General features: G+C 42.8%; 24 protein-coding genes. 9 read left to right on the top strand and 15 right to left on the bottom strand.

The genetic code is table 11. The features are described from left to right. Positions 1 to 20 precede the first annotated feature (20 nt). Genes CCS90_RS02580 through CCS90_RS02570 form a run of 3 tightly spaced genes read right to left on the bottom strand, consistent with a single transcriptional unit; the run spans position 21 to position 1,402 of the window. Positions 21 to 539 carry a DUF4252 domain-containing protein gene (locus CCS90_RS02580; protein WP_099017937.1) on the bottom strand — a complete coding sequence of 173 codons (519 nt, stop codon included), beginning with the start codon at positions 537 to 539 and terminating at the stop codon, positions 21 to 23. A gap of 13 nt (positions 540 to 552) precedes the next feature. Continuing rightward, complete coding sequence (locus CCS90_RS02575; RefSeq protein WP_099017936.1) at positions 553 to 918, bottom strand: hypothetical protein; 366 nt, start codon at positions 916 to 918, stop codon at positions 553 to 555. Beyond that, positions 911 to 1,402, bottom strand: coding sequence for an RNA polymerase sigma factor (locus tag CCS90_RS02570; protein WP_099017935.1), 492 nt, complete (start codon positions 1,400 to 1,402; stop codon positions 911 to 913). Before CCS90_RS02570 ends, CCS90_RS02575 begins: the two co-directional genes overlap by 8 nt. A gap of 136 nt (positions 1,403 to 1,538) precedes the next feature. On the opposite strand from CCS90_RS02570, the gene CCS90_RS02565 reads away from it, so the two are divergent. Continuing rightward, a complete protein-coding gene (locus CCS90_RS02565) occupies positions 1,539 to 2,216 on the top strand; it encodes a hypothetical protein (RefSeq protein WP_099017934.1) in 678 nt (225 codons plus the stop codon). Positions 2,217 to 2,224: 8 nt separating this feature from the next. Here CCS90_RS02565 and CCS90_RS02560 read toward each other — a convergent pair whose 3' ends face one another. The 7 genes from CCS90_RS02560 to CCS90_RS02530 form a co-directional block, all read right to left on the bottom strand. Then, the gene (locus tag CCS90_RS02560; RefSeq protein WP_099017933.1) at positions 2,225 to 4,204 is read right to left on the bottom strand and encodes an ATP-dependent helicase; all 1,980 of its coding nucleotides are present in this window, start codon (positions 4,202 to 4,204) and stop codon (positions 2,225 to 2,227) included. A 62-nt stretch (positions 4,205 to 4,266) separates the two neighbouring features. Further along, the gene (locus CCS90_RS02555) at positions 4,267 to 7,032 is read right to left on the bottom strand and encodes a bifunctional diguanylate cyclase/phosphodiesterase (protein ID WP_099017932.1); all 2,766 of its coding nucleotides are present in this window, start codon (positions 7,030 to 7,032) and stop codon (positions 4,267 to 4,269) included. Positions 7,033 to 7,186: 154 nt separating this feature from the next. Continuing rightward, positions 7,187 to 8,002: a bifunctional DNA-formamidopyrimidine glycosylase/DNA-(apurinic or apyrimidinic site) lyase gene (gene mutM / locus CCS90_RS02550; protein ID WP_099017931.1), complete on the bottom strand. Its 816-nt coding sequence runs from the start codon at positions 8,000 to 8,002 to the stop codon at positions 7,187 to 7,189. Positions 8,003 to 8,019: 17 nt separating this feature from the next. Further along, on the bottom strand, positions 8,020 to 8,904 hold the full coding sequence (gene nudC, locus CCS90_RS02545; RefSeq protein WP_099017930.1) for an NAD(+) diphosphatase: 885 nt from the start codon (positions 8,902 to 8,904) through the stop codon (positions 8,020 to 8,022). Next, on the bottom strand, positions 8,901 to 9,236 hold the full coding sequence (erpA, locus tag CCS90_RS02540) for an iron-sulfur cluster insertion protein ErpA (protein WP_099017929.1): 336 nt from the start codon (positions 9,234 to 9,236) through the stop codon (positions 8,901 to 8,903). The genes nudC and erpA overlap by 4 nt, the downstream gene beginning before the upstream one ends. Then, complete coding sequence (locus CCS90_RS02535) at positions 9,226 to 9,630, bottom strand: bactofilin family protein (protein WP_162846721.1); 405 nt, start codon at positions 9,628 to 9,630, stop codon at positions 9,226 to 9,228. The genes erpA and CCS90_RS02535 overlap by 11 nt, the downstream gene beginning before the upstream one ends. Before the next feature lie 49 nt (positions 9,631 to 9,679). After that, positions 9,680 to 10,435 (bottom strand): DUF6776 family protein, encoded by a 756-nt coding sequence (locus CCS90_RS02530; RefSeq protein ID WP_133566418.1) that lies wholly within the window; start codon positions 10,433 to 10,435, stop codon positions 9,680 to 9,682. Positions 10,436 to 10,559: 124 nt separating this feature from the next. Between CCS90_RS02530 and CCS90_RS02525 the strand changes: the two genes are divergently transcribed. From CCS90_RS02525 to CCS90_RS02495, 7 genes are all read left to right on the top strand, one after another. Continuing rightward, positions 10,560 to 10,991 (top strand): CopD family protein, encoded by a 432-nt coding sequence (locus CCS90_RS02525; protein WP_099018721.1) that lies wholly within the window; start codon positions 10,560 to 10,562, stop codon positions 10,989 to 10,991. A gap of 122 nt (positions 10,992 to 11,113) precedes the next feature. Continuing rightward, positions 11,114 to 12,367, top strand: a complete 1,254-nt coding sequence (glyA, locus tag CCS90_RS02520; RefSeq protein ID WP_099017926.1) for a serine hydroxymethyltransferase — start codon at positions 11,114 to 11,116, stop codon at positions 12,365 to 12,367. Between the two features lie 22 nt (positions 12,368 to 12,389). After that, complete coding sequence (gene nusB / locus CCS90_RS02515) at positions 12,390 to 12,863, top strand: transcription antitermination factor NusB (RefSeq protein WP_162846722.1); 474 nt, start codon at positions 12,390 to 12,392, stop codon at positions 12,861 to 12,863. Further along, complete coding sequence (gene thiL, locus CCS90_RS02510) at positions 12,860 to 13,759, top strand: thiamine-phosphate kinase (RefSeq protein WP_099017924.1); 900 nt, start codon at positions 12,860 to 12,862, stop codon at positions 13,757 to 13,759. The genes nusB and thiL overlap by 4 nt, the downstream gene beginning before the upstream one ends. Before the next feature lie 5 nt (positions 13,760 to 13,764). Then, positions 13,765 to 14,250, top strand: a complete 486-nt coding sequence (locus CCS90_RS02505; protein WP_099017923.1) for a phosphatidylglycerophosphatase A family protein — start codon at positions 13,765 to 13,767, stop codon at positions 14,248 to 14,250. Further along, positions 14,250 to 15,335, top strand: coding sequence for a saccharopine dehydrogenase family protein (locus CCS90_RS02500; RefSeq protein ID WP_099017922.1), 1,086 nt, complete (start codon positions 14,250 to 14,252; stop codon positions 15,333 to 15,335). Before CCS90_RS02505 ends, CCS90_RS02500 begins: the two co-directional genes overlap by 1 nt. Then, positions 15,332 to 16,390: a mechanosensitive ion channel family protein gene (locus CCS90_RS02495; RefSeq protein WP_099017921.1), complete on the top strand. Its 1,059-nt coding sequence runs from the start codon at positions 15,332 to 15,334 to the stop codon at positions 16,388 to 16,390. Before CCS90_RS02500 ends, CCS90_RS02495 begins: the two co-directional genes overlap by 4 nt. A 16-nt stretch (positions 16,391 to 16,406) precedes the next feature. On the opposite strand, the gene CCS90_RS02490 is transcribed toward CCS90_RS02495, so the two are convergent. The 5 genes from CCS90_RS02490 to CCS90_RS02470 all read right to left on the bottom strand — a co-directional run bounded on the left by CCS90_RS02490 (position 16,407) and on the right by CCS90_RS02470 (position 21,706). Next, positions 16,407 to 17,588: an acetyltransferase domain-containing protein gene (locus CCS90_RS02490; protein ID WP_162846723.1), complete on the bottom strand. Its 1,182-nt coding sequence runs from the start codon at positions 17,586 to 17,588 to the stop codon at positions 16,407 to 16,409. A 73-nt stretch (positions 17,589 to 17,661) separates the two neighbouring features. Continuing rightward, a complete protein-coding gene (locus CCS90_RS02485; protein WP_099017919.1) occupies positions 17,662 to 18,387 on the bottom strand; it encodes an LrgB family protein in 726 nt (241 codons plus the stop codon). Next, positions 18,380 to 18,742 carry a CidA/LrgA family protein gene (locus tag CCS90_RS02480; RefSeq protein ID WP_133566419.1) on the bottom strand — a complete coding sequence of 121 codons (363 nt, stop codon included), beginning with the start codon at positions 18,740 to 18,742 and terminating at the stop codon, positions 18,380 to 18,382. Before CCS90_RS02480 ends, CCS90_RS02485 begins: the two co-directional genes overlap by 8 nt. A gap of 101 nt (positions 18,743 to 18,843) precedes the next feature. Further along, positions 18,844 to 21,054, bottom strand: coding sequence for a TonB-dependent receptor (locus tag CCS90_RS02475; protein WP_099018720.1), 2,211 nt, complete (start codon positions 21,052 to 21,054; stop codon positions 18,844 to 18,846). 232 nt (positions 21,055 to 21,286) lie between these two features. Beyond that, a complete protein-coding gene (locus tag CCS90_RS02470) occupies positions 21,287 to 21,706 on the bottom strand; it encodes a DUF6491 family protein (protein ID WP_099017917.1) in 420 nt (139 codons plus the stop codon). A gap of 422 nt (positions 21,707 to 22,128) precedes the next feature. Here CCS90_RS02470 and thrA point away from each other — a divergent pair, with 422 nt between their 5' ends. Next, positions 22,129 to 24,576: a bifunctional aspartate kinase/homoserine dehydrogenase I gene (gene thrA, locus CCS90_RS02465; RefSeq protein ID WP_099017916.1), complete on the top strand. Its 2,448-nt coding sequence runs from the start codon at positions 22,129 to 22,131 to the stop codon at positions 24,574 to 24,576.

Below are 24,576 nucleotides of genomic sequence, written 5' to 3'. Positions count from 1 at the left end.
GCATTGTATGGGGTTAAATCTTAAAGTTCAATATCCAAATCGTTTAAATCCACATCAAAACGACCCATCAAACCAGCCAAATCCTTTAACATGATTTGTCCACCAATTTTAATCACCACCAATTCTGAGTCATCATCTAATGACATCACCGAAAGACCCATGATGCTGTCGTCACTCATTTCGGCCATGATATAAACCGTAGAGTCGTCTTCTCTGATGGCGGCCAACTGTTCCATACCCAAGGCTTTCATCTCCCCTGCCATGGTGTTGATGAAAGATTTGATCTGTTTCAAATCACCTTTAAAGTCACTGTCATCCAAGTCATAAACCCTGACTGAGATTTCAGTGAGGTTTTTCATCACATCAGAAACTTGTTTTTCTTCACTGGTCATGCCGCTTAATAAGCCTAACATGGCCTTACCTAAGTTAATTTCCACCGAGGGTTCTGTGTTCAATAAGCCTTGTAACTTATCCATGACATTTTGCGCATTCAGCTGAAAGCTCAAGATAGTCATTGTAATCAATAATACTTTTTTCATTTTTTTATCTCCACTAAATCTGTGCCATGGATTTAGAAACAGGAACTATGATGGCAGGTTTGATGCCATGTGTGTTGGTATCTTCTAAGGTCTTCTCGCTGATTTTTTGCATATAGTGCATAGCGATCTGCATGTCTCGTTCCGCTTGGGCCAATTCCAACTGTCTGATTTGATTTTGATTGTGCCAAACCAAACCCAAGGCACTGATGGCGACAAAGGAGAATGCCATCGCAGGCTGTACCCATGACCAGGATTTATTGATGCCAATTTGAGCGTATAGCTTTTTCTTCATGCTCGGCGGACACTTAAGCTGCCGGGCTTGCTCAAAATATTCTGTCAATTCTTCTGTGACTTGTTTCTCTACTGATTGCTCACGCATATGTTTTTTCCAAACTTTCTTGTAATTGTTTTCTGGCTCGATGTAAGTAAACTTTGGTCTGAGATAAGCTCAAATCCAAAGAATCAGCCAACACCTGGTAACTTAGACCATTCACCTCACGCATCACCAATAAGGATTTATAAGGTTCTTCCAATTGATTGATGGCTTTACCAATTTCACCAGATAACTCTTCATTCAATACTTCATCACTCGCCGAAGGCGATACATCACTGCCTACAGCTTGAGCGATTTGATACTCATAAGCATGCTTACGTCGCCTAAGGATGTCCAAACATTGATTTCGGGTTACCTTATACAACCATGCTTTTTCAAACTCACCACCTTGCTCTTTTCGCTGCCACAACTTGATAAAGGTGTCTTGTACAACATCTTCAGCTTCAAGTTGGTTGCCTAACATTTGATAGGCAAGCGCATACAATCCGTGCTGGTTCTTACTTACTTGTAGTCTATACCAAATGCCCATTCTATCAGTTATGTTTGCTTTTCAACTTGTAAGACGGTTTATTTAATGATTTGTTACATAATTCAAAAAAATAAACCCACTTTATCGCTTATGCTGTCACTTTCTATTTAATTTATCATTCATTATAAGAAATCTTATGCGTAAATTTACTTCAATTGTCATTACATTTATCTTGTTGTCTGCCTGTGGTAGCCAACCAAGCAAGCCACAAATTGATCATACACGGCTGATTGCCGCTTTGATCGCGCAAAACAATCCTTTGATTAAAGCCGAAAGAAATAAACTGAAAATCAGCACCAAAAACCGCAACATCATTAATTTATATCAATTGACCATCAATGACAAACCCTACGAAGTCATCAGCAACAGTCAAGTGTTGTTGAAAAACCTGCATCATTACAACCTGCACCAACAAATAATTCTGAAACAATTATTACTGTGGGCCTATGCGCATCCTATCTATCGACAAGAAACCGCCAAACAAATCAGGATTTTACAACGCGAATCCTTGTTGGTTGCACCCAGTCAAATTGACTTTCTGCTGTGCGAATCTGAAAACGATGGCTGTTCGAATGCTTTAAGAGCGCAAGTATCCCATGTGATTAATCCCAAAGAGCTGACGGAAATTTTGACCCAAATGGCGGAAAATGACCCCTGCATCAATTTATCTGATGAAAACTTGGCCGGTGACTTTGGAAATCAATGTTTAGCCAGTCGCAAAGGGGACCTGAAAATCAATCTAATCAGCAAGCCGCAATTTTTATTTGATCAATGGCAAGCCATATTCGATGCACAGGTGATCAACACACCCTGACGCTGTCCTCAATCACCTAACATGGCCTTGAGTGCAGCAAAATTCTTTTTGTTGCTCTGTTTCTGCTCTTCTTCAGAAAGGTCTTGGCTGTGGTAACCACTGGTTAGCTCCATTGGAATTTCATCCAAGAAGCGGCTGGGGCCGAAGACCCCTTCATTGGGGTCATCTTGGTATCTTTTCTTGCGTTTTTTGACGTAGGAAATATTTAGCTGGCGCATGGCACGGGTGATGCCAACATACATCAAACGCCTTTCTTCTTCCACCGCATCATTCTCATCATCGGAATCTGCCAATGAATTGGCATGAGGCAATATACCTTCTTCAACCCCCACCAAATAGACGTGTTCAAACTCCAAACCCTTGGCGGCATGCAAGGTCATCATTTTGATTGAATCCTCAGCCACCTCATCGTCTTGATTGCTTTGCAATGATAAATAATTCATCAATTCATCCATCGCTAAAAATTGCTTCGAACTGATGGCTTGAATCCACTTTAAAAAATCTCTGACCAATTTTACCTTGTTTATTTTTGCCACCTTATTGTTGGCAGAAAGGTTGACCCAGTTGATGTAGTCTGTTTGTTTAACCAATGATTCTACAATGTGTTCAGCCGATGATTTCATGCTTTGGTGGGTTTTAATCATGGCCACAAAGTTTTTGATTTTGGCTTGTGCAGCAGGACTTAAATCTCCGAGCAATTGGGTTTGAGCACAAGCCTCAAAAAAGCATTTGCCATTTCTTTTGGCAATTTGCGAAATTTGTTGCACGGTTTGCATCCCAATCCCTCTTTTCGGTGTGTTGATGCAACGCAAGAAAGCCGAATTGTCTTTGGGGTTAGACAGCAATCGAATGTATGCCATCAAGTCTTTGATCTCGCTGTAATCAAAAAACGACCTGCCTCCTGACATTTGGTAGGGTAAATTATTGATTCTGAGCTCTTGCTCAAGTAACTTGGCTTGGTGATTAGAACGATAAAGAATGGCAAAGTCACTGTAACTCTTGAGGTTCACCCTTTTTTGAAAACTGATGTCAGTCACCAACTGTTGTGCCTCATCTTCAGCACTGTTGTAGGCGGTTATCTTGATGGTCTCACCTTGGCCCAAATCACTCCAAATTTTCTTCTCAAACGGATGTGGGTTGTGCTGAATGACCGCATTGGCCGCATTCAAAATGGTGCTGCTTGATCGGTAATTTTGTTCCAACTTAATCACCGCCAATGAGGGAAAATCCTTTTGTAACAATTGTAGGTTTTCAATTTGGGCACCCCGCCAGCCGTAAATCGATTGGTCATCATCCCCCACACAGGTCAAATGCTTGCCGTGGCCCATCAACATTTTAACCAGCTGATACTGACTGGTATTGGTGTCTTGATACTCATCCACCATCAGGTAACCAATTTGTTGTTGCCATTTATTCCTGACGGCTTCTGATCGATTCAACAACCACAAAGGCTGTAAGATCAAATCATCAAAATCCATCGCATTGATGCTGACCATATAATCCAAATATTGTTGGTATATTTCAACTGCCATTGGCACCGAAGAGTCCACTTGTTCTGGATACAACGCGGCATTTTTCCAACCTGAAATTTGCCATTGTAATTGATTGGACAATTCTTTTTTGATGCCTTTAGGCAACAAGGCTTGGATGACTTTTTGGCATTCGGAAGTATCTAAAATACTGAAACCCCTTTGGTATTCGGAACTGGTAATTTCCTGTTGCATCATTCGCAAGCCCAATGAATGAAAGGTGGATATATTGAGCAATTCACCATTTTGCACCATTTTCATCGCCCGCTGCTTCATTTCTTTGGCGGCTTTGTTGGTGAATGTGATGGCGTAAAGTCGATCGGTAGAACAGTAGTTGTGATTCACCAGATGTGCCATTTTTTCAGTAATGACCCTGGTTTTTCCACAGCCAGCTCCCGCCAGTACCAGCAAGGGTTGGTCGGTTTTTTCAACAGCCGCTTTTTGTTGGGGATTGAGCAATGAAGTTATTCGGTTTTAAGCAGGGGCATCATAGCCAAAGTGCATGACGTTTGACAACCATGTTATTGCAAACTCATTAAATCGCCAGGTTTGCCAAACAAATAGCCTTGGTATAAGTCACAGCCAATGGCTTTAAGCACCTTAAACTGCTCTTCGGTTTCCACCCCTTCTGCCACCGTCTTTAAGTTCAAATGTTGTGCCATCGATATGATGGTTTCAATGATCACCCTGGAAGATTCATCATGACCCAAGTCAAAAACGAAACTCTTGTCAATTTTCAGATAATCAATCGGCAATTGACGCAAATATTCCAATGATGAGTAACCCGTGCCAAAATCATCAATTGCAATCATCACACCCATGTCCTTTAGGCGATTGAATTTATACTGAATTTCTTTGATGTTGCCAACCACCACACCCTCTGTCAATTCAATCACCAATTTTCCAGCCTCAATGTTAAACCGCTTCATCATCTGACCTATATACATAATGAAACCCTGTTGGTGGAATTGTTTGGAGCTGACATTAACCGAAATATTGTACTCACAGTCCATGATTTTTAAGCAGGCATGTGAGATCACCCAGCGGCCGACCTGTTGAATCAAATCCGTATCTTCAGCCACTGGGATAAAATCATCTGGATAGATGGTTTGCTGGTCATTGTAAATTCGAATCAACGATTCAAAGCAAACCACATTGCGATCAGAGTCTACAATCGGCTGGTATTTTAAAATAAAATTATCATGACTCACTGCATTGCGCAGCACTTGTTCAACGAACAACATTTTGTCATTGTCCTTTTGCATGCTCTCATGGTACATGGTCACTTGATTTCGACCTTGTTCTTTTGACCGGTACATGGCCACATCAGCTTGTCGAATGATGTCGTTCACGGTGGAGTTGTCAATCGGATATAAGGAAATGCCCATGCTCACTGTGCAAATATGATGGTGTTTGTTGATGTTATAGGCTTCGGCCAAGCGGTTGATGATTTGTTCTGCCAACAAGATGATTTGCACTGCTGCATCATTGGCATTCTCATATTCACAATCTGTCGCCAACACAAATTCATCACCACCAAACCGGGCCATGACTTTGAAATCTTCATCAAATTCCAGCAGGCGATTGGCTATTTTCAGTAACAACTGATCTCCGAAATGGTGTCCCAAAGCATCGTTCAACACTTTGAACCTGTCCATGTCTAAGAATAAAACGGCGCCATATTTTTTGTGTTGCTGGCCATATTGAATCAAATCATGCAGCACATTTTGAAACTTCTGTCTGTTGGGCAATTGTGTCAGATAATCGTGGAATGCCAAATGGTGAATTTTTTCTGTGTCGTTCTTTTTTTCAGTGATGTCAACCAACATGCCCATCACTTCATGCGACTCATTAAAATCTTCTGGAATGTGCAAAACGTCTCTGAACCACCGGTACTGTCCATTGACGTGTTTGATCCGATATTCAACTTCAACATTTGACTCTGTTTGGTAATCCTTGTGCATGGTGTCTTTAACCAAGCTGATGTCATCTGGATGAATGATCTTACTGAAAAAATGAGGCTGATTTAGCCATTCATCGACTGAGTAGCCCAAAATTGACTCCGCTTCATGAGACACAAATGTCACTTTGTCCAACTGTAAATTAACCTTCCAAAATATCACTGGCTGACTTTCAATGATTCTTTGGTAATTGTTGTTCCTTTCTTTCAACTCTTGATTAATCAACTTGAGTTGTATGGTCCTGTCTTTGACTGCCTTGGCGGTTAACCAATGCCTTCCTGTCAGTGTCAACATACCAATCCCGACAAAGCCAGTGAAACACAGCGCAATGAACAGGGTTAACCACAAACTTGAAGATGATTCTTCAGAAAAATATTGATTGGTCGGGGTGAAGGTAATTCTATAGGGCTTGTTACCTAATTGAAGGGTTTCATGACTGATGAGGTTTTGGTGCCTGGTCGTCAATACATTTTGGCTGGTGTATCGATTAACCCATACATCACCTTGTTGCTCATCAATTTCAATTTTATAGCTGTCCAGATTCAACCCGTCCCTGCTTTGCTCTAGATACTGAATCAACTCTTGGTAACTAAATAAATGAATCTCTGCTGTGTTTACAATGTAGCTGGCATGATTTTTAACCAATTCATTGATTCTATTTTCTTCGTATGACTTAAAAGAATTGAATAAGGCGAACACCATTAAAAAACCTGCCGAAACAGGCAGCGCAACACTGATGATTCTGGGCCGCCAAATGGTTCTGGGTTTGGCAAAAAAAGCCATCACCACAGGTGTCAAAATCAACACACTCATCAAATCCCCCAAATACCACAAGCCACCTTTGACAAAATAATCATCTGTGGTGTAATGGCCAGCCGCTGTCAATAAGACCACAAAAATAGTGGTTGAAAGCAGGCAAGGTAACATGGTTGCAAAGACAAAAAACCGGAGGATTTGCTTAAATTGAATCAGCCTGGGTTCTGGACCAATCACATAACGAGCCAAAAACCCCGCAAACAACGGTCTGAAGATATTGTTGGCCAACAACAACATGTCATACATGGCCATTTTGTTCCATCCAAAATCCAAATGAATTTGATACAAAACAAGGCTGTTGATTATTTCACCCATCACCAACGCAGGTATGATTTTTTTGCCCCAAACCATGATCAAGCCTATCCCCAAACCGGCGGCAGGCCAAATGGCAACAGACAAGGTGGGTCTGACCATGTATTTTTGGGCCATATAACAACAACTCGCGTAGACCACCGCAACCGTCACGTTGACCACTGTCCACCAAGCAATAGACCTTCTTCTACTTACCATTTGTAACACCCATTATTTGTATTGATGATAACCAATCCACAATGGGTATTCAAGGTGCATGATGGCTTAAAGTGAAGCGGTGATTAAATGGACTGGCTGATTGGGTTAAGCCCTGAAATGTTTTGAACAGACAATCATTAACCCAATGGATGGGTTATTTTTGGCAGCCTGGGCAATAACAACTGGCACGTTGTCCAATGATCAGGCTTTTTATTGATTTTCCACAAGCATAACAAGCTTCACCGGCTCGTCCATAGACTTGTAACTCCTGTTTGAAATACCCAGGTTTACCATCAATATTCTTAAAATCCTTTAACGTGGTGCCACCGACTTCAATGGCTTGTTGTAAAACACCTTTAATCACTTGAGCCAATTGTTGGTATTGTTTTAAGCTGATATTCGACACTTTTCTGGTTGGTCTGATGCCAGCCAGAAACAATGATTCTGCGGCATAAATATTACCCACTCCCACCACCACTTGGTTATTCATGATGAAATTTTTAATCAGGGTCTGTTTGTTTTTTGCCTGTTGCTTCAACCAGCGCCCTGAAAAGTGTTCAGACAAAGGTTCAGGCCCTAGCTTGCTTAATAACTTGTGGTCATCAAGTGGCTGATTGGTCATCAAAACACAGCCGAACCTTCTTGGGTCATTCAATCGCAGTGCCTTTCCGTGTGACAAAACCAATTCAAAATGATCATGCTTTAAGAGGCTTTCATTGGCATCAACCACCCGAATAACACCTGACATACCTAAGTGAAGGATCAAGTGCGCTTGGTTTGATAATTCGATCAATATGTATTTTGCCCTTCGGGAAACATGACAAATACGCACACCTGTCAAATCATTAACTTCGGGCGGTATCGGCCAACGCATGGCAGCGTTATAGACATTCACGGTTGTAATTTCCTGATCTATTAACCAAGGATAAATGCCACGTACCGTGGTTTCGACTTCAGGCAATTCAGGCAAAATTAATCACTCAATGTTTATATGCGTTGTCCTAAAAAGTTGCTGATGAGGTTATTGGCTACGGTGAAACGCGGCGATAAAATGATTGACCCATCTTTGGCCCATTTGATGAGGTCGGCCTTTTTGAACCAACGGACATCTTCCATTTCATCATCAAGTCTGATGTCGTCAGAAACTGCCTCGGCATTGAAAGCCAACATTAAGGAAGACGGGAATGGCCATGGCTGAGATCCAAAATAAGTTACATTTTTAATGCGTACATTGGATTCCTCATAGATTTCTCTGTGCACAGCATCTTCAATGGACTCCCCCGCTTCGACAAAACCAGCCAAAGTTGAATAAACATTGGGTGGCCATGTATGTTTCCTGCCCAATAAACACTGGTCACCTTTTGAAATCAAAACAATGATCGCAGGTTCGATGTGGGGAAATTGCTCATGGCCATTTTCGCACACCATTTTATGCCCAGAACTTTCTAAATGATTCTTGGTGCCACAGCTTGAACAATATCGTTTTTGCCGTTGCCAAAGATCCAAGCCTCGAGAGTACAAGGCAATGTGAGCCAAGTCATCCTTTAATGCCATGGCATATTGTCTGATTGATTCAAAGCGACACCCAAGTTGTATTTCTAGGGCATTGGCCTCTTTTTCAGTCAGACCACAACCAAACCACAGTTCATCATCCAAAACACCCAGAAAACTTTGTTTATCTGTCGAGCCTAAAGGAACCTGAGACACGTAATATTCTTCATCCGAATCTGGATAAATGTGGTTGCCTCGATACACCGGCACATAGTGGCAGGTTTTGAATTTTTTAAGTTGTTTAATCCGTTGTTTTTGGTCGCGCATATCGGCACAACGATCGAGTTCCGTTCGAACAAAGTGGATTTGGTCAGCACTCATATAGAAAATGAACTCCCACAGCCACAAGTTGATTTGGCATTGGGGTTACTGACTAAAAATCGTGAACCCTGTAGGTCTTCAAGGTAATCGACTGTAGAGCCCATCAGATAGGGAAAACTCATTGGATCCACCATCATTTGAACTCCATTTTGTTCAAGGACCATGTCACCATCAGTGATGTCTTCTTCAAAAGCAAACCCATATTGAAAGCCAGAACAGCCACCACCGATGATGTAAACCCTGAATTTAAGATCTGGGTTCATTTCTTCTAACACCAACTGGCTGATTTTGTGGGCGGCAGCAGAAGAAAGTTGAATGGGGTTATTTTCCATTTTGTTCCGATTTTTCTGGTTTTTTACCGATCATAGGAGTGACTTCTCCACCTTGATAAATCAGTTTACCATTGACTTGTGAGCCGGTTTCCATTTCGATGTTGACATAAAAAATATTGCCATTGATTCTGGCTTGCGAAGCGACTTCAATTTTACCCGAAGAAGTGATGTCACCTTCTACCGTTCCACTGATCGTGAGGTTACCTGCTTTCACTGTACCACTGATACTTCCAGACTCGCTGATGGTTAGGGTGTCATTGTCAGATGCAGAAACGATGGATCCTTCAATGCTTCCCTCTACATGCATCAGGCCGGAAAAAGTGAGGTCGCCTTTTACATTGGTACCTTGACCAATTAAGGTGGCGAAATTTTGCGTTTGATTATTATTTGACATGATTTTTTCTTTGTTATTTTTTGAATTGAACATGATTATCCCAATGATATTAATTGGCGTTGGCTGATGGTTCATCAACCAAATCAGTTTGCGAACGACTCAGCAGTTCAGACCATTGAAACTGTTCTGAAACCACTTTCTGTCTTTTGTTTTTACCGTGTAATTCTACTAAAAGCGTTGTTGGATTGAAACCTTTGGGCAAACTGATTGTATATTTCTTAATTTCAAAGTACTTAAAAGCGTAATCATTGTCCAATTTATATTGCTCCACCAAATCTATCACTGTGCCAGTTTGTTCCGTGATGCCTGTTAACTTCATGACCAGTGTGCCTTCAGTTAAGTCAGCTTTTTGTAATTTTTGCGCCAGCACCATTTTGATAAAAACCAATTCACCTTGTTCTTCAATTTCTATGTCAAATACCCGGAGCTTATTGATGGTGTCCTTGTGACTGAGTAAATTTTCATAAAAAACCAAATCAGCTTTCAATGTTGATTTCTCTTGGGTCAATGAATCCAAACTTTTTTGTAACTCAGCTATGGCTTGATTCTTGATTTTAACTTCGGTCTCTAACAAGCTGATGGTTTTTTTCTGTTGTTCATTTTCTGCAGTCAGCTGTTGATTCACTTCATCCCAGGTTCTTTTTTGACCTTTGAATGCATTTAACATATCAATATTGCTGTAACGTCCAATCAAAAAAGTGACAACCGCCAATACCATCAACGAAAACATGAGCCAATGCTGACGGATAAACGAAGGTTCATCGGTGGCTTGTTGCATCACATATTTAGGTGTTTTGATATTCACTTGACTTGTTGTTTGCTCAAAAAAACGGCATTATACCACTGGCATGGAAAACAGCCGTTAAATTCACAGATATCGATGATTTCCATGGAAAATATTTTCAACCTTGTAAATGGGATTAAATGTCATGCTTTGGATCAAAACTTTTCATGTTTTTTTTGTTGTCAGTTGGTTCGCCTGTTTATTTTACCTGCCAAGACTCTATGTCAACCACGCCCAAACCAAAGAAGATGCTCAACGAGTGATGCTTCTGGGTATGGAAATCAGGTTAATAAAAATGATGCGCTTCACTTTTTGGGGTACCGTGGTCTCTGCCACATTATTGGTTTATTCCATTGCTGGCAGTGGTTGGAAAGCCTACATCCAACAAGGCTGGTTTATGGCCAAAATTGCCCTGGTCTTTTTATTGGTCTTTTATCATTTTTGGTGCATAAAAATTCACTATAATTTCGCCCAAAATCAGGAACATCGCGGCCATGTTTGGTTTCGAGTTTTCAACGAAGTGCCCGCTTTGATGCTGTTGTTGGTGCTCTATTTAGTCATCGCCAAGCCGTTTTGAATCATTGCAGTCGACCAGCCACAGGTAAATAGATCAGGATTTTTGTCTTTTTTTGCTTCACTGTTGAACCATCCGGTGGTCTCCTCATGTAAAATACCGTTTTTTACACACCATCAATGACTATGTTTGATAAATCTTTGACCCTGGCTCACACGGATCCAGAATTACAAGCCGCCATCGAGGCTGAAAATCAACGCCAGGAAGATCACATCGAGTTGATTGCCTCTGAAAACTATTGTTCACCGGCTGTGATGGAAGCGCAGGGCAGTCAAATGACCAATAAATATGCAGAGGGTTACCCAGGCAAACGTTATTATGGTGGATGTGAATTTGTCGACATCGCAGAAAATTTAGCCATTGAACGGGTCAAAAAATTGTTTAATGCCGATTATGCCAATGTCCAACCTCATTCAGGTTCTCAAGCCAATCAAGCTGTATTTCTCGCCTTGTTACAACCAGGGGATACCATCTTAGGTATGTCTTTGGCGCATGGCGGTCACCTCACCCACGGTGCCAAGGTGAATGTGTCAGGTAAACTTTTCAATGCAGTTCAATATGGCATCAAGGAAGACACCGGTGAAATTGATTTTGACAACGTGCGGGCGATGGCGCTAGAACACAGACCCAAACTGATTATTGGTGGCTTTTCAGCCTATTCCAAACGCATAGATTGGCAAAAATTCAAAGACATCGCTGATGAAATCGGCGCGTACTTTATGGTTGATATGGCCCATGTGGCTGGTTTGGTGGCAGCTGATGTTTACCCATCCCCAGTTAACATCGCAGACGTGACCACTTCAACCACCCACAAAACATTGCGTGGTCCCAGAGGCGGTATCATCCTGGCCAAGGCCAATCCTGAAATAGAGAAAAAACTCAATTCATTGGTTTTTCCTGGTATTCAAGGCGGCCCGTTGATGCATGTGATTGCTGCCAAAGCCACTGCCTTTAAAGAAGCCTTGGAACCTGAATTCAAAACCTACCAAGCACAAGTGGTTGACAACGCACAAGTCATGGCCAAAGTGTTTATTGAACGTGGCTACAATGTGGTTTCTGGTGGCACCGAAAATCATCTGTTTTTATTGGACTTGATCGATAAAGACATCACGGGCAAAGACGCTGAAGCTCGATTGGGTGAAGCCCACATCACAGTCAATAAAAATTCAGTTCCCAATGATCCAAAATCACCTTTTGTTACCAGTGGCTTGCGACTGGGTACACCCGCAGGCACCACCAGAGGCTTTGGTCATGAAGAGTTTTCAGCAATGACTCATTGGATATGTGATATCCTAGATGACATGGAAAATGACGAAGTTGTTAAATCAGTCAAGGCCAAAGTGGCCTCAATGTGCCGGCAATTTCCGGTTTATGGATAAACGAACACCTCCAGGACAGTCAATGACAAACCACAAAAAAAATAAACGATTACCAGAGCCATTGGCTCGAAAGCACCGAGCCAGAAAACGTTTGGTTCAAGCTTTGTATCAAATGCACTACAACGAAATGACAGCCAGGGTTGTCATCGAGCAATTTCTTGAGGAACAAGATTTCGACAAAGTGGATACCGAGTTTTTTAAAAGCGCCCTGCGCTATATTGAAGCCAATCGAACTGAAATCGAAGCGACCATAGATCCCCATTTAGGCAGGGAGAAAAAGTCATTGGGTGCCGTTGAATATGCGGTTTTGACCATGGCCACCTATGAGTTGCTTAACCACATGGAAACCCCGTTCAAAGTGGTGATCAATGAAGCCATTTTAATGGCCACTGAATTTGGTGCAGAAGGGGGACACACATTCGTCAACGGTGTATTAACACAAGTGGCCGCAAGTACCAGAAAAGCCGAAATCAATGCCGCGACAGGTGAGTCATAAAAGAATTTGACCTGATTCAACACATTCAACAACAGTGCACATCTGAAACCGATGGCACTGTATTGGGTATCGGTGATGATGCAGCCATATTACATCCAGCGAATATTCAGCAGCTGGTGGTCTCAACCGATACTTTGGTTTCAGGCATTCACTTTAAAGCCAAAGATTCAGCACAATCCATCGGACACAAAGCTTTGGCTGTTAGTTTCAGTGACATGGCTGCCATGGCTGCCAAACCTAAATGGGTATTGCTCAATTTAACTTTACCTAAAATCAATGACAAATGGGTGAAGGGTTTCACCCAAGGCTTTGCCAAGCTACTGAGCCAACACCAAGCCCAACTGATTGGTGGTGACACCACACAAGGCCCACTATCCATCACCGTTACAGTGATGGGTGAAACCGACCAAGCGGTGCGCAGGGATGGCGCTAAAATGGATGACCTGATTGTGGTCACAGGAGAATTAGGTTCAGCTGCCTTTGCACTTAAAAATCCCAGAAAAAGTAAAGCATGTAACGAGCAATTACACAGCCCCAAACCCCGCTTGGATGTCGCTGAACAAGTGAAACACATGGCCACAGCCATGATTGATGTGTCTGATGGTCTGTTGGCTGATTTAGGGCATATTTGCCACGCCAGCCAACTGGCGGCAGTGATTGAACTGAGCCAAATTCCAGTGAATGAAACAGTTAAAAAACACCCGGATTGGATGTCATATGTACTGGCTGGCGGTGACGATTATCAACTGTGTTTCACCATCAATATGGATGACGAAGACCAACTGCCCGAGGATTGTCATATCATCGGTCAAATCATAGCTGGCCAAGGGGTTATGGTGCTCAATCATCACCAACCCATTGAAACCAATTTTAAAGGCTATCAGCACTTCACTTAACAACCATGAGCATTGACAGAAAAACCACCCAACACGTCGCGCTGAAAACCCCTTCTGGTTTTTTGGCTTTTGGCTTTGGCAGCGGCCTGGCACCATTTGCCCCAGGCACATTTGGCACCCTCGCGGCCATTCCCTTGTATTGGCTGATGGCTCCATTGCCTTGGACTGTCTATTTAGCATTGACCGTCATCGCATTTATTCTGGGGATCTATCTTTGTGAACGTGCCAGTCACCATTTGGGTGTGCATGACCACGGTGGAATCGTTTGGGATGAGTTTGTTGGATTGTGGATTACTTTATTCTTGGTCCCCAATGAATGGCCTTGGTTATTGACAGGTTTTTTGTTGTTTCGATTTTTTGATATCTTCAAGCCATTTCCGATAAAATGGCTGGATAAAAAAGTAAAAGGTGGATTTGGCATCATGATAGATGACGTGATAGCTGGGGTATTTGCTTGGATAATTTTAATGATTTTAGTGAGATTTGTTTGATGAAAAAAGTATTGGTATTGGGAGGCGGTCGCATTGGCGCTGCGATTGCAAAGAATTTAAGTGTCGATCACGAAGTGACTTTGGCAGATTTGAGCATTAATCATTTGAGCCATTTATCCCCTCATTGTCAATTGGTTGCAGCCAATGCATGTGATGACCAGGTGTTGTCTGATTTGGTCGAACCCTTTGATTTAGTGGTTGGCGCTTTACCCAGTTTATTGGGCTTTGATCGCTTGCGTGCTTTGATTGAACTGAAAAAAAATATCGTGGATATTTCATTTTTTGCGGAAGATGCCTTGGCACTCAATCAATTGGCCAAGACCAATGGTGTCACCGCCTTGGTTGATTTTGGTTTAGCCCCTGGTATTTCAAATTTATATGCTGGACATTTTGTGGCGCAGTATGACCAAGTTGATAGCTTTGCTTGCAAAGTGGGTGGCGTTCCAGTTGAACGATTAAAACCATTTGAATACAAAGCCCCATTTGCCCCATTGGATGTGATTGAGGAATACACCCGCCCTGCACGGATGAAAAGAATGGGGGAAGAAATTATTTTACCTGCCATGAGTGAAATTGAGTCACTGTACTTCAAAGGTGTCGGTCACATGGAAGCCTTTAATACCGATGGATTACGTTCGTTGTTACAAACGGTAGACATCCCTACCATGGCCGAAAAAACAGTTCGCTACAATGGCCACGCGGGCTTTATTCAAAAGTTAATCGATGCGGGGTTCTTTAAAGCAGAACACCGGGATGCCACAGCCAAAGTGTTGCTTGAGCAATGGCAGTTTGCTGAAAATGAACCAGACCTCACGGTGATGGAAATCTCTGCCACAGGCATCAAAAACGGCCAAGCCACAGCAGAAACTTTTCAATTGATTGATCACTACGACCACGAGAACAACATATCTTCAATGGCGCGCACCACTGGATTTACTTGTGCAGCTGGCGTGCGGCTGGCACTTTCTCATGATGACCTGCCTTGCGGCGTGATTCCACCGGAACTCATTGGTCAAAATAAAACATGGTTTGATCAAATTTTTGCAGAGTTGGCCCAGCACAACATCAAAATCACCCCACAATGATTGAATCGCTGATTTCATATTTTTTAACCCTGTCGGTTTTTGGCAAGACGGCGGTGGTTTTGAATTTCAGCTTGTTGCTAATCGCCGGATTTTTATTCAGGAAAGTGGTCCCATCAGGCTCTGATGGGTTAAACATCAAACGGGCTCGGATGCTGCGTTTGATGAACGTCTTGTTGTTGTCCATCTATCTGTTTGATTGGATGTGGAATTACTTCATATACGACAATGGACACAGTGAATTCTTCAAACGGGTTTCTCAAACCGGTTTGGTGTTATTACTGGGTTATTTATTTGCGCAATTCTCCCACTCATGGACCATCAAAAAATACGGCAAAGACCGCACCATAGATGGCAAAGAATCAAAAACCAGAACCTATCAATCAGAGATGGGTTACATCATCATCTTACTGGTGACCATTGCCGTTTCACTGTTGTTACTGATCAACATATGGCAAGTCACTTCTTGGCTACAAGCGACGGGGGTGATTGGTGGTATTTTGGTGATCTTATTTGGTACCAAAGAAGCCTGGGCACATGATGCGGTCAGTGGCTTGATTATGTTACACCAAGGAGAAATTGCCCCCGGCGTGGTGTGTCGCATCCAATCTATGGATATTTTGGCTGTGGTCAGACGCATGTCGCTGACCGAAACCACTTTTCATGATGTGATTCAAAAACACAACATCATAGTTGCCAACTCTAAATTAAGAGCGGTACCTGTTGAAGTACTCAACAAAGTGGATGTGCCTTATTGGAACGATTATGTTGAATTCAATATTGGTTATGAAACGCCCTCGGAACAAGTAGAAGCTTATGCCCAGGCCGTCTGGCAAAAAGCCTGTGAAATAGAAAAACAATTGAATGCGGAAAAAACACCCAAATTGGTGCTGGTTAACCCAGGCGACCATGCCATCCTTTGGCGACTGAATTTTCGGGTTGAATCGGTTTACAGGATAAAACAAGCGCGATACGCACTGAATCGGGCTGCTTTCGACCTTCAAACAGAACACGGACTGACTTTGGCCACTCCGTTGACTCACCAGGCTGTGAAATAGTTCAGAACAATTGGCCTTAAAGGAACTTCAGCCACCACTGTTGATGCGTTGATTTATAACGGTCAAACCAACGACACAAGTAATAGAAAAACACCACAATCACCGCCCATGCCACGTACAACCTCAGTAAGGAAGGTTGGTAAAAATCAGGCCAATTCTGTGGATTTTGTGTATTCGCCAAATCAAACCATTCACCATGAAACAGCTTGAAATACACCATTGAAGTCAGGTGAATCACTATAAAGTGTAGCACGTAGAAAAAGAATGGCACCCTGCCAAATACCCGCAAAAAACCGAACCACTTATAGTCTTTTTTCTCAAACAATATCAGCAACAAAAATGCCGGCCCCATTGTCATCAATACATATAACAAGGAAGGTGGGTATTTTTGGGTGTTCAAAAAAGACATGAAAGTAAACAACATCGTTTGCTGTGGCTCCCATACAGCGGTATCACCATAAACATTAGAATACCGCAAGATCACAAATAAAACGATGGCAGCCAAACCCAATCGATACAACCACTGCGTCCTCCTTTCAAGTGTAAAAGTCATGACATTTCCAAACACATAACCGGCAGCCATCACACCCATCCACGGAATCATCGGATAAGCAAAATAAACGCCCCAATTACCGCTCTGATTCAAGCCGTGGTAGCCTGACTCATGCAGCATTTTCCACAACCAACTGAACGAGCCCAAATCAGCAGGTACAATGAAATTCAAAGCATTGTGTCCAAATATCAGCAGCAACGCAATCAGCAGTATCATCTTGTCAGACAACCAAACCAGACCGGCCAATGCAATCATTGAAATTCCAATCGCCCATATGACCTGCAAAAAGAAACCCCATTCAGACCAGAAAAATCCCAGCATCCAACTGGCATTAATCACCATAACTTCAACCAAGATTAACCACAAACCACGAATCAATAAAAACCGACTCAAAGCTTTGGTGTCATTGATTTTGACTTGGTACAGAAATGATGATGTGCCGGCCAAAAAAACAAAAACAGGTGCACAGAAATGCGTGATCCAACGGGTAAAGAAATACTCAGGTGATGTTTGGCTTAAATCCTCAGGCTGAAAAGCCTCCAAAGACCACATGTCTCTGACGTGATCAATCGCCATCAACACAATCACCAAACCCCTCAGGATATCCAATGATTGGATTCGACTTCTTTTGATTTCAGTATTCATACAACCACCCTTTAATTGCAATGATTGTAGCATTGGCCTCAAGCATCACGCAAAATTAGCTGTTAGGTCAAATTCACCACAATCCCAAAAGCTGCAACCATGGCGGTAAAATAAAAGCAATCAACAAGGCCGCAACGCCCATCGCCAATCCAGCATAGGCACCCATGGTTTGATTGATTTGCCACGCCCTGGCAGTACCCACCCCATGCGCAGAAACGCCCATTGCGATGCCTTTGACTTTTTGGTCATCTATACCCATCCATTTAAACACCAATGAACCCAACATGGCGCCCACCACCCCAGTGACAATAACAAAGCCAGCCGTCAATGCCGGCAAACCGCCGATTTTTTCGACCACAGCGATGGCCACGGGTGTGGTCACAGATTTAGGTGCCAGTGACAGCTGAGTCACCACATCCGCACCCAACCATCGAGCCAAATAAATGGCCGATGTGGCAGCCACCAATACACCGGCAATCACTGCCACCAAGACTGGTAACCACATTGCTTTGATTGCTTTAAAATTTTGGTGCAAAGGCCAAGCCAGAGCCACCGTGGCAGGGCCCAAAAAAAAGTGAATCAATTGCCCACCGCTCATATAAGTTGAATAGTCAATTTCTAATAACAGCAACAAGCCAATAATAACCACGATTGAAAGCAATACCGGGTGTAACAAGGGTGTGGCATTGAATTTATGATACATGGCTTGGGCCAGATAGAACACAAGCAAAGTTAAAACCAAGCCTAACAAAGGATTGCCATGGAACAAAACCACCGCAGATTGAATCAGTTCATTCATGGTCTGGTCGACCCATAAATTTCAATATAAATTGCATCAACCAAGCCGTGAAGGCCAATGATATGACCGTGCTCAAAACCAAACTGAGCAACATCGCCACCCATTGGTCTGCGATCAAATCAAACAACAGCATCATGCCCACACCAGCCGGAACAAATAACAACGATAAATGACGCAGTAAAAATTCAGCAGAATGTTTAATAGGCTTGGGTGGTTTATTAAATAACATCAAGCTGAGCAACAACAATAACATGCCAATCACTGAACCTGGAATCGGCCAACCAGACCAATACATCAAAGCCTCACCAGTTTGGTGGTAAGCAATCAAAATCAACAAACCTGAAATTATTTTCAATTCAGTACAGGGTAACCATGAACATGATTCATCATTGTAGGCCAAACCTCGAACAAAAAAACCCTTCAAGTTGAAGGGTTTTGAGTTAAATCACCGTCCATTCAGAATTCTATTTTATATTCAACACCAAAGGTTCTGGGTTCATTGACAAAGCCAGTCAAGTTGTTGAAATCAATACCACCAACAATCACATGCTCATCGGTCATGTTGCGAACAAACAATGCAACCTCTTGCCATTTCTCACCCCAACGATAGCCTGTTCTTAAACCCAGCTCCGAAAGGCTTTTCCCTGTGTATTCAACCGAGTCATATAAGAAGAATGACACCTCATCACGGTAGGCCCAATCAACAAATGTAAAAAACTCACCTGAGCCGATCGCTCGGGTGTATGACAAGGTTAAGTTAAATACATTCTCTGGCGCTTGCGGCAAGTTGTTGCCATGGATTAAAAATTGTCCTGCATTGACACTGCTTTCTGGATCTAATACGGTACAACCCGAACCACATCCAGCCACATATAAATTCGGATCATCAATTTCAGTGTCGTTGTAAGAGTAACCGGCAGTTAATAACAAATCAGCGGTTAATAAAGCTTCTATTTCTAATTCAAGACCTTGCCCTCTGGCCTTATCTGCATTCAACAATTGAGTCACATTGCCTACGCCACCAACGGCCGTCAGTTGCAAATCATCCACCACATAACTGTAAACCGAAGCATTCATTCGCAACCTTCGGTCTAATAACGTTGACTTCAAACCGGCTTCCCATGACAAAATGGTTTCAGAGTTGGCCACTGATGTGGTGTCACCAAAGGCAATGCGCCCTTGTACACTTGGGGCCCTGAACCCTTTGGAAACACGGGTGTATACATTGACGTCATCGTTGAATTCGTAAGTGGCACTTAAATCCCAGGAAATCTCATCATCCTCTGGGTTTTCAACCAAGGGGCCAATGGGGGGTGAGAATGGCGAAGTGATTCTCTCAGCCACAAAATCCTTTTTATCATTGGAATAACGCATGCCAGCTTGCAACCGAAATTGTTCTGAAACGTCATAATCACCCGATATAAATAAACCCCAAGCTGTGGTTTTCTGTCTTTGTGTAGCCAGTGTGTCTTGCACATTGCCACCCAAGGAATCATAACCAAGGTTATCAATCGAAATGTCTTCATTGAAATAGAACAAGCCACCCTGCCAATCAAACACGCCTAAATCATTTGATGCTATCCTGAACTCTTGAGTGAATTGACTGTGGTCAGGCACACTGACGGCTGATTCTGATGGAAAAGGAATGAAGCCTGGTCCAAAGGTACCAATAAAGCTTGCGCCATACCCTCCATCAATGTCTCCACGGGAAAAGACTTCGACATCTTCATAACCGGTTACTGAAGTCAAAGTGTAATCACCCATGTCATAATTGATGCGCAAATTAAAACCAATCTGTTCCAATTCTTGTTTGTTCAAACCATCGGTAAATACATCATCCATGTCAAAGTCACTGACAAAGTTATTGGTTCCTGGCTCAATAATATTGGCCCTGAAGACGCGGGCCGATCCTTCGTTGTCACGGCCATGCAGATTGAATAAAACATCTAAAGCATCAGACTCATGGCGTAACTGACCCCGCCAAGCCAATTCATCATAACCTTCTAAAACATTTCGCTGGTCAACAAACCCGCCATTATCAACCCAATCATCCCGAGTTTGGTATTGCACCGAAAAACGCCCAGAAGCGCTGTCAGTAATCGATCCACCCATAGCGCCTTCAAACAACATGCGGTTAAAAGTACCATAAGCCACTTGGGCATAAGCTTCTTGTGCTTGCGAGGGTTTTACTGAGTCAAATTTAACAACACCTGCTGGGGTGTTTCGACCAAATAAAGTACCTTGAGGTCCGCGCAACATTTCAACCCGTTCCAAATCGAATGCTGGAAATCCTTTTAAAATGGCATTTTCTTGAACCACTTCATCATAGATCAATGAAACCGGTTGTGAGGCATTCACATCGAAATCAGTGTTGCCATAACCACGAATGTAGAACCTTGGGAAGGCACGACCAAACGATGATTCAATCTGTAAACTGGGTAACCTCGAATTAAGGAATCGAATGTCCATGCCGCCTGAAGTCAGCACGTCTAATTTATCACCTGACAAGGTCGAAATGGCCTTAGAGACTTGTTGAGCATCTTCTGGACGCTTTTGTGCGGTAACTATCACTGAATCCAGCTCCATTGAGTCTTCATCATCTTCATTGGATTGAGCCAGCAAGCTTGAGCTGAAAGTAACAGCCACCAAAGAAATCATTGTCCACATGTGAATGCTGATTGCTTTGAAATGGAATTTATTGCATGTATTTTTCATATTGAATCGCCGTCGAATTGAATAAAATCGACTGCGAATAATATGTTCTTTTAATACCGCAGTCACTGGGTACTGAGAAACGCCTACGGTATTCTATCTTATAGCACGATTTTGAAAATTAACACCCATTTAACAAATAACCACCGGTTTTGGCCTTAAGGCAGCCAAGTCATCCATCATTTGACTAGGGTCTGTTCTCTTCTTTTTGATTCACAAAGTCCAATAAGGCCGCTTTTTGTTCTTTATTCATTTCATACAATGAATGTATGGTGCATTCTTGGTTGAACTGTCCGGGCACAATAATTGAATCAAATTTGGCATTCAACGTTGACTCAAAATCCTGTTTCAGTTGAATACTGTGTGCATAGGGCAGTTCATTACAAGATGACATTAACCTCACCAAGTAACTGGTACGCTGAGAACTTTTCAGGATCAAATACCTGTCATCCAAGGGTTGCCAACCTTGAAAACGGAATCGTTGTACCCTGCTTTTTTTGACCAATTGTTCGGCTTGGATAAAAGATTGATAATCAGGACGATGGCCTCTGTTGGTTTGACAAGCCCCCAACAGCAATATGGCTACAGCAACAACAAAAATTTTCATGCGTTCTCTCGATTTATTCAGTCTGTCATTTATACCAAACTAAGTATTAATGTGGTATGAATAAATACACTCATATTTTAACTGCCATGCAGAGGGGGGTGAAACCACAAGTGCTTGGTCACCCCTACTCATGAACCCTGGTATCAGATCAAATGGCTTTAAATTAATCTGAATGCGTGTGATTCGGTGTTTCTTGCGATGATTGTTAATTCCATTCAATCAACAGTTGTAATTTACCAGTAAACTCAATATATTAGTGTGATGCAAAATCAAACCACCACATCGACAACCCTGATTACCACACTGCAAATTTTGGTCATGTGCTGATTCGTTAATAACAAAACTGAGAAGCCCGTGATTTGGAAACAACTCACGGGCTTTTTTTTAAGCGGGACTTGTAGCAGTCTCAAGTTGATAAAACTATGAAAATAATGAAATTTGGTGGCTCTTCACTGGCCACAGCAGCTAAATTCAATCATGTGGTTGGTTTGATCGAACATCAAACCGTTCCAGTCTGCGGGGTGTTTTCCGCACCCCAAGGTGTTACCAACTCCTTGGCTGATCTGATAGCAATGATTCAAGCCCAACAAGACATCACACCACAATTGGATTTGATCAGTCAAAACCTACTCACCATCAGTACCGATTGTGCCTCGTTACGCGATGGGTTTGATGCCAGTCACAACCACTTACAAACCACTGAATTATTGGAAGATTTGAGGTCCTTGGCACAAGGTTGTTTGTTGATTGGTCATTGCCCCAAAGTCACTGCAGCTCAGATCTATTCAACCGGAGAAAAATTCAGTACTTTATTAATGGCTGCTTTGTTGCGGACCAAAAGCAAAGTCACCGTCATTGATCCCAAACATTTTTTAACCACTGAAGATTTCAGTGATGAACCGATTGCAGATATCGAACAAAGTGTACAGCTGTTTAAACAACATTATGCCGATGCAGAAGAGGTGGCTGTGATGCCTGGTTTCTATGGGGTCAATCCAGCCGGCGACTTGTGTTTACTCGGCAGGAATGGTTCGGACTATTCGGCGGCTATATTGGCCGTTTGTACCGCTGCCACTGTGTGTGAGATTTGGACCGATGTGGATGGCATTTACAGTGTCGATCCTCGCTTGGTGGCACAAGCTCAACTGATCAAACAAATGTCATACCAAGAAGCCATGGAACTGTCCTATTTCGGTGCCAAAATATTACACCCAAAAACCATCACACCCTTGTCCAAGCATCAGATTCAGTGTGTGATTAAAAACACTTTGAACCCAGCCCATGCTGGCACTTTGATTTCAGCCAAAACCGATAAAGAAAAAGCCGTCAAAGCCATATCCAACCTGTCAGATGTGGCCATGATCAATGTGTCAGGACCAGGCATGAAAGGCATGGTTGGTATGGCAGCACGGGTATTTGCCAGCATGAGTGAAGCCAACATTTCTGTTATCCTGATCAGCCAATCGTCATCAGAATACAGCATCAGTTTTTGCGTCCCGGGTGAAGAAGCAGATTTGGCAGTTAAACGCCTCAATCAATCTTTCAAATTGGAATTAAAAAATGCCTTGTTAGAACCCATCCAATGTCGCAAAGATTTGGCCATCATCACATTGATTGGTGATCGCATGCACCAACAAAAAGGCACGGCCAGCCGTTTTTTCAGTGCCTTGTCGCATGCCAGAGTGAACATCATTGCCATCGCCCAAGATTCCTCCGAGCGCAGCATCTCAGCTGTGGTTCGCGCCAAAAGGGTGGATGATGCTGTGGTAATTTGTCACCAACAGTTGTTCCTTAAAAAACCTCGCATTGATGCCTTCCTGATTGGTTGCGGCACCGTAGGCCATGAACTGATTCAACAAATCAATAAACAGAAAGACTGGCTCAAGAGCAAGGAAGTTGAATTGAATCTGGTTGGCATCGCCAACTCCAGACAATGTTTATTGTCAGCCAATGGCATTGATTTAGACCAATGGCAAGCTCAACTGGCCCGTTGTGAAGAAGGTTTGTCTTTGGATCGATTGAAGCAGTTTGTGCGCTCGGCCCATTTAACCAATCCTGTGATCATTGATTGTACCAGCAACCAAGAGATTGCAATGAACTACTTAAGTTACCTAGAAGCCAACTTTCATGTGGTCACAGCCAATAAAAAAGCCAACACCGACTCCTTGACTTATTACCACCAGTTACAGAACATGGCCGCCAAGCGTCAACGTCGATTCTTATATGAAACCAATGTGGGCGCGGGTCTTCCGGTGATTGATAATTTACAAAGTTTGTTGCGTGCCGGCGATCAATTGCTGCAATTTGAAGGCATATTGTCTGGATCTTTGTCTTATATTTTTGGTGAAATTCACCAAGGTTTGAGTTTATCTGAAGCCACCTTGAAAGCCAAAAAGCTGGGGTATACCGAGCCCAACCCTGCCGAAGATTTGAATGGCATGGATGTGGCCAGAAAAGTGTTGGTGATTGCTCGAGAAGCGGGCATGGAATTGGAGTTATCCGATGTTGATTTACAGGCCGTGGTCCCCGCTCATTTGGCCGCAATGACTGATGGCGAACAATTCATGCATCAGCTGCCGGAATACGATGCCTCTTTCCAAAAATTGATTGATGATGCCGAGTCAAAAGGAGAAAAGCTGCGTTATGTGGCTTTAATTAAGGATCACAAATGCGCAGTAAAAATTCAATCAGTCGGTCCAGACCATCCACTGTATGAAATTGAAGCCGGTGAAAATGCCTTGGCCATAAACACCCTGTATTACCAACCCAAACCATTCATTATTCGCGGTTATGGCGCTGGGGCTGAAGTCACTGCCGCAGGCTTGTTTGGCGATTTACTGCGAACTTTGGCATGGGAACAGGAGCATTGA

It is taken from the genome of Marinicella litoralis, assembly GCF_002591915.1.
In the GTDB taxonomy this organism is placed as follows: Bacteria; Pseudomonadota; Gammaproteobacteria; order Xanthomonadales; family Marinicellaceae; genus Marinicella; species Marinicella litoralis.
The sequence above is the reverse complement of the archived record's forward strand: the minus strand, read 5'-3'. Positions and strand labels throughout refer to the sequence as shown.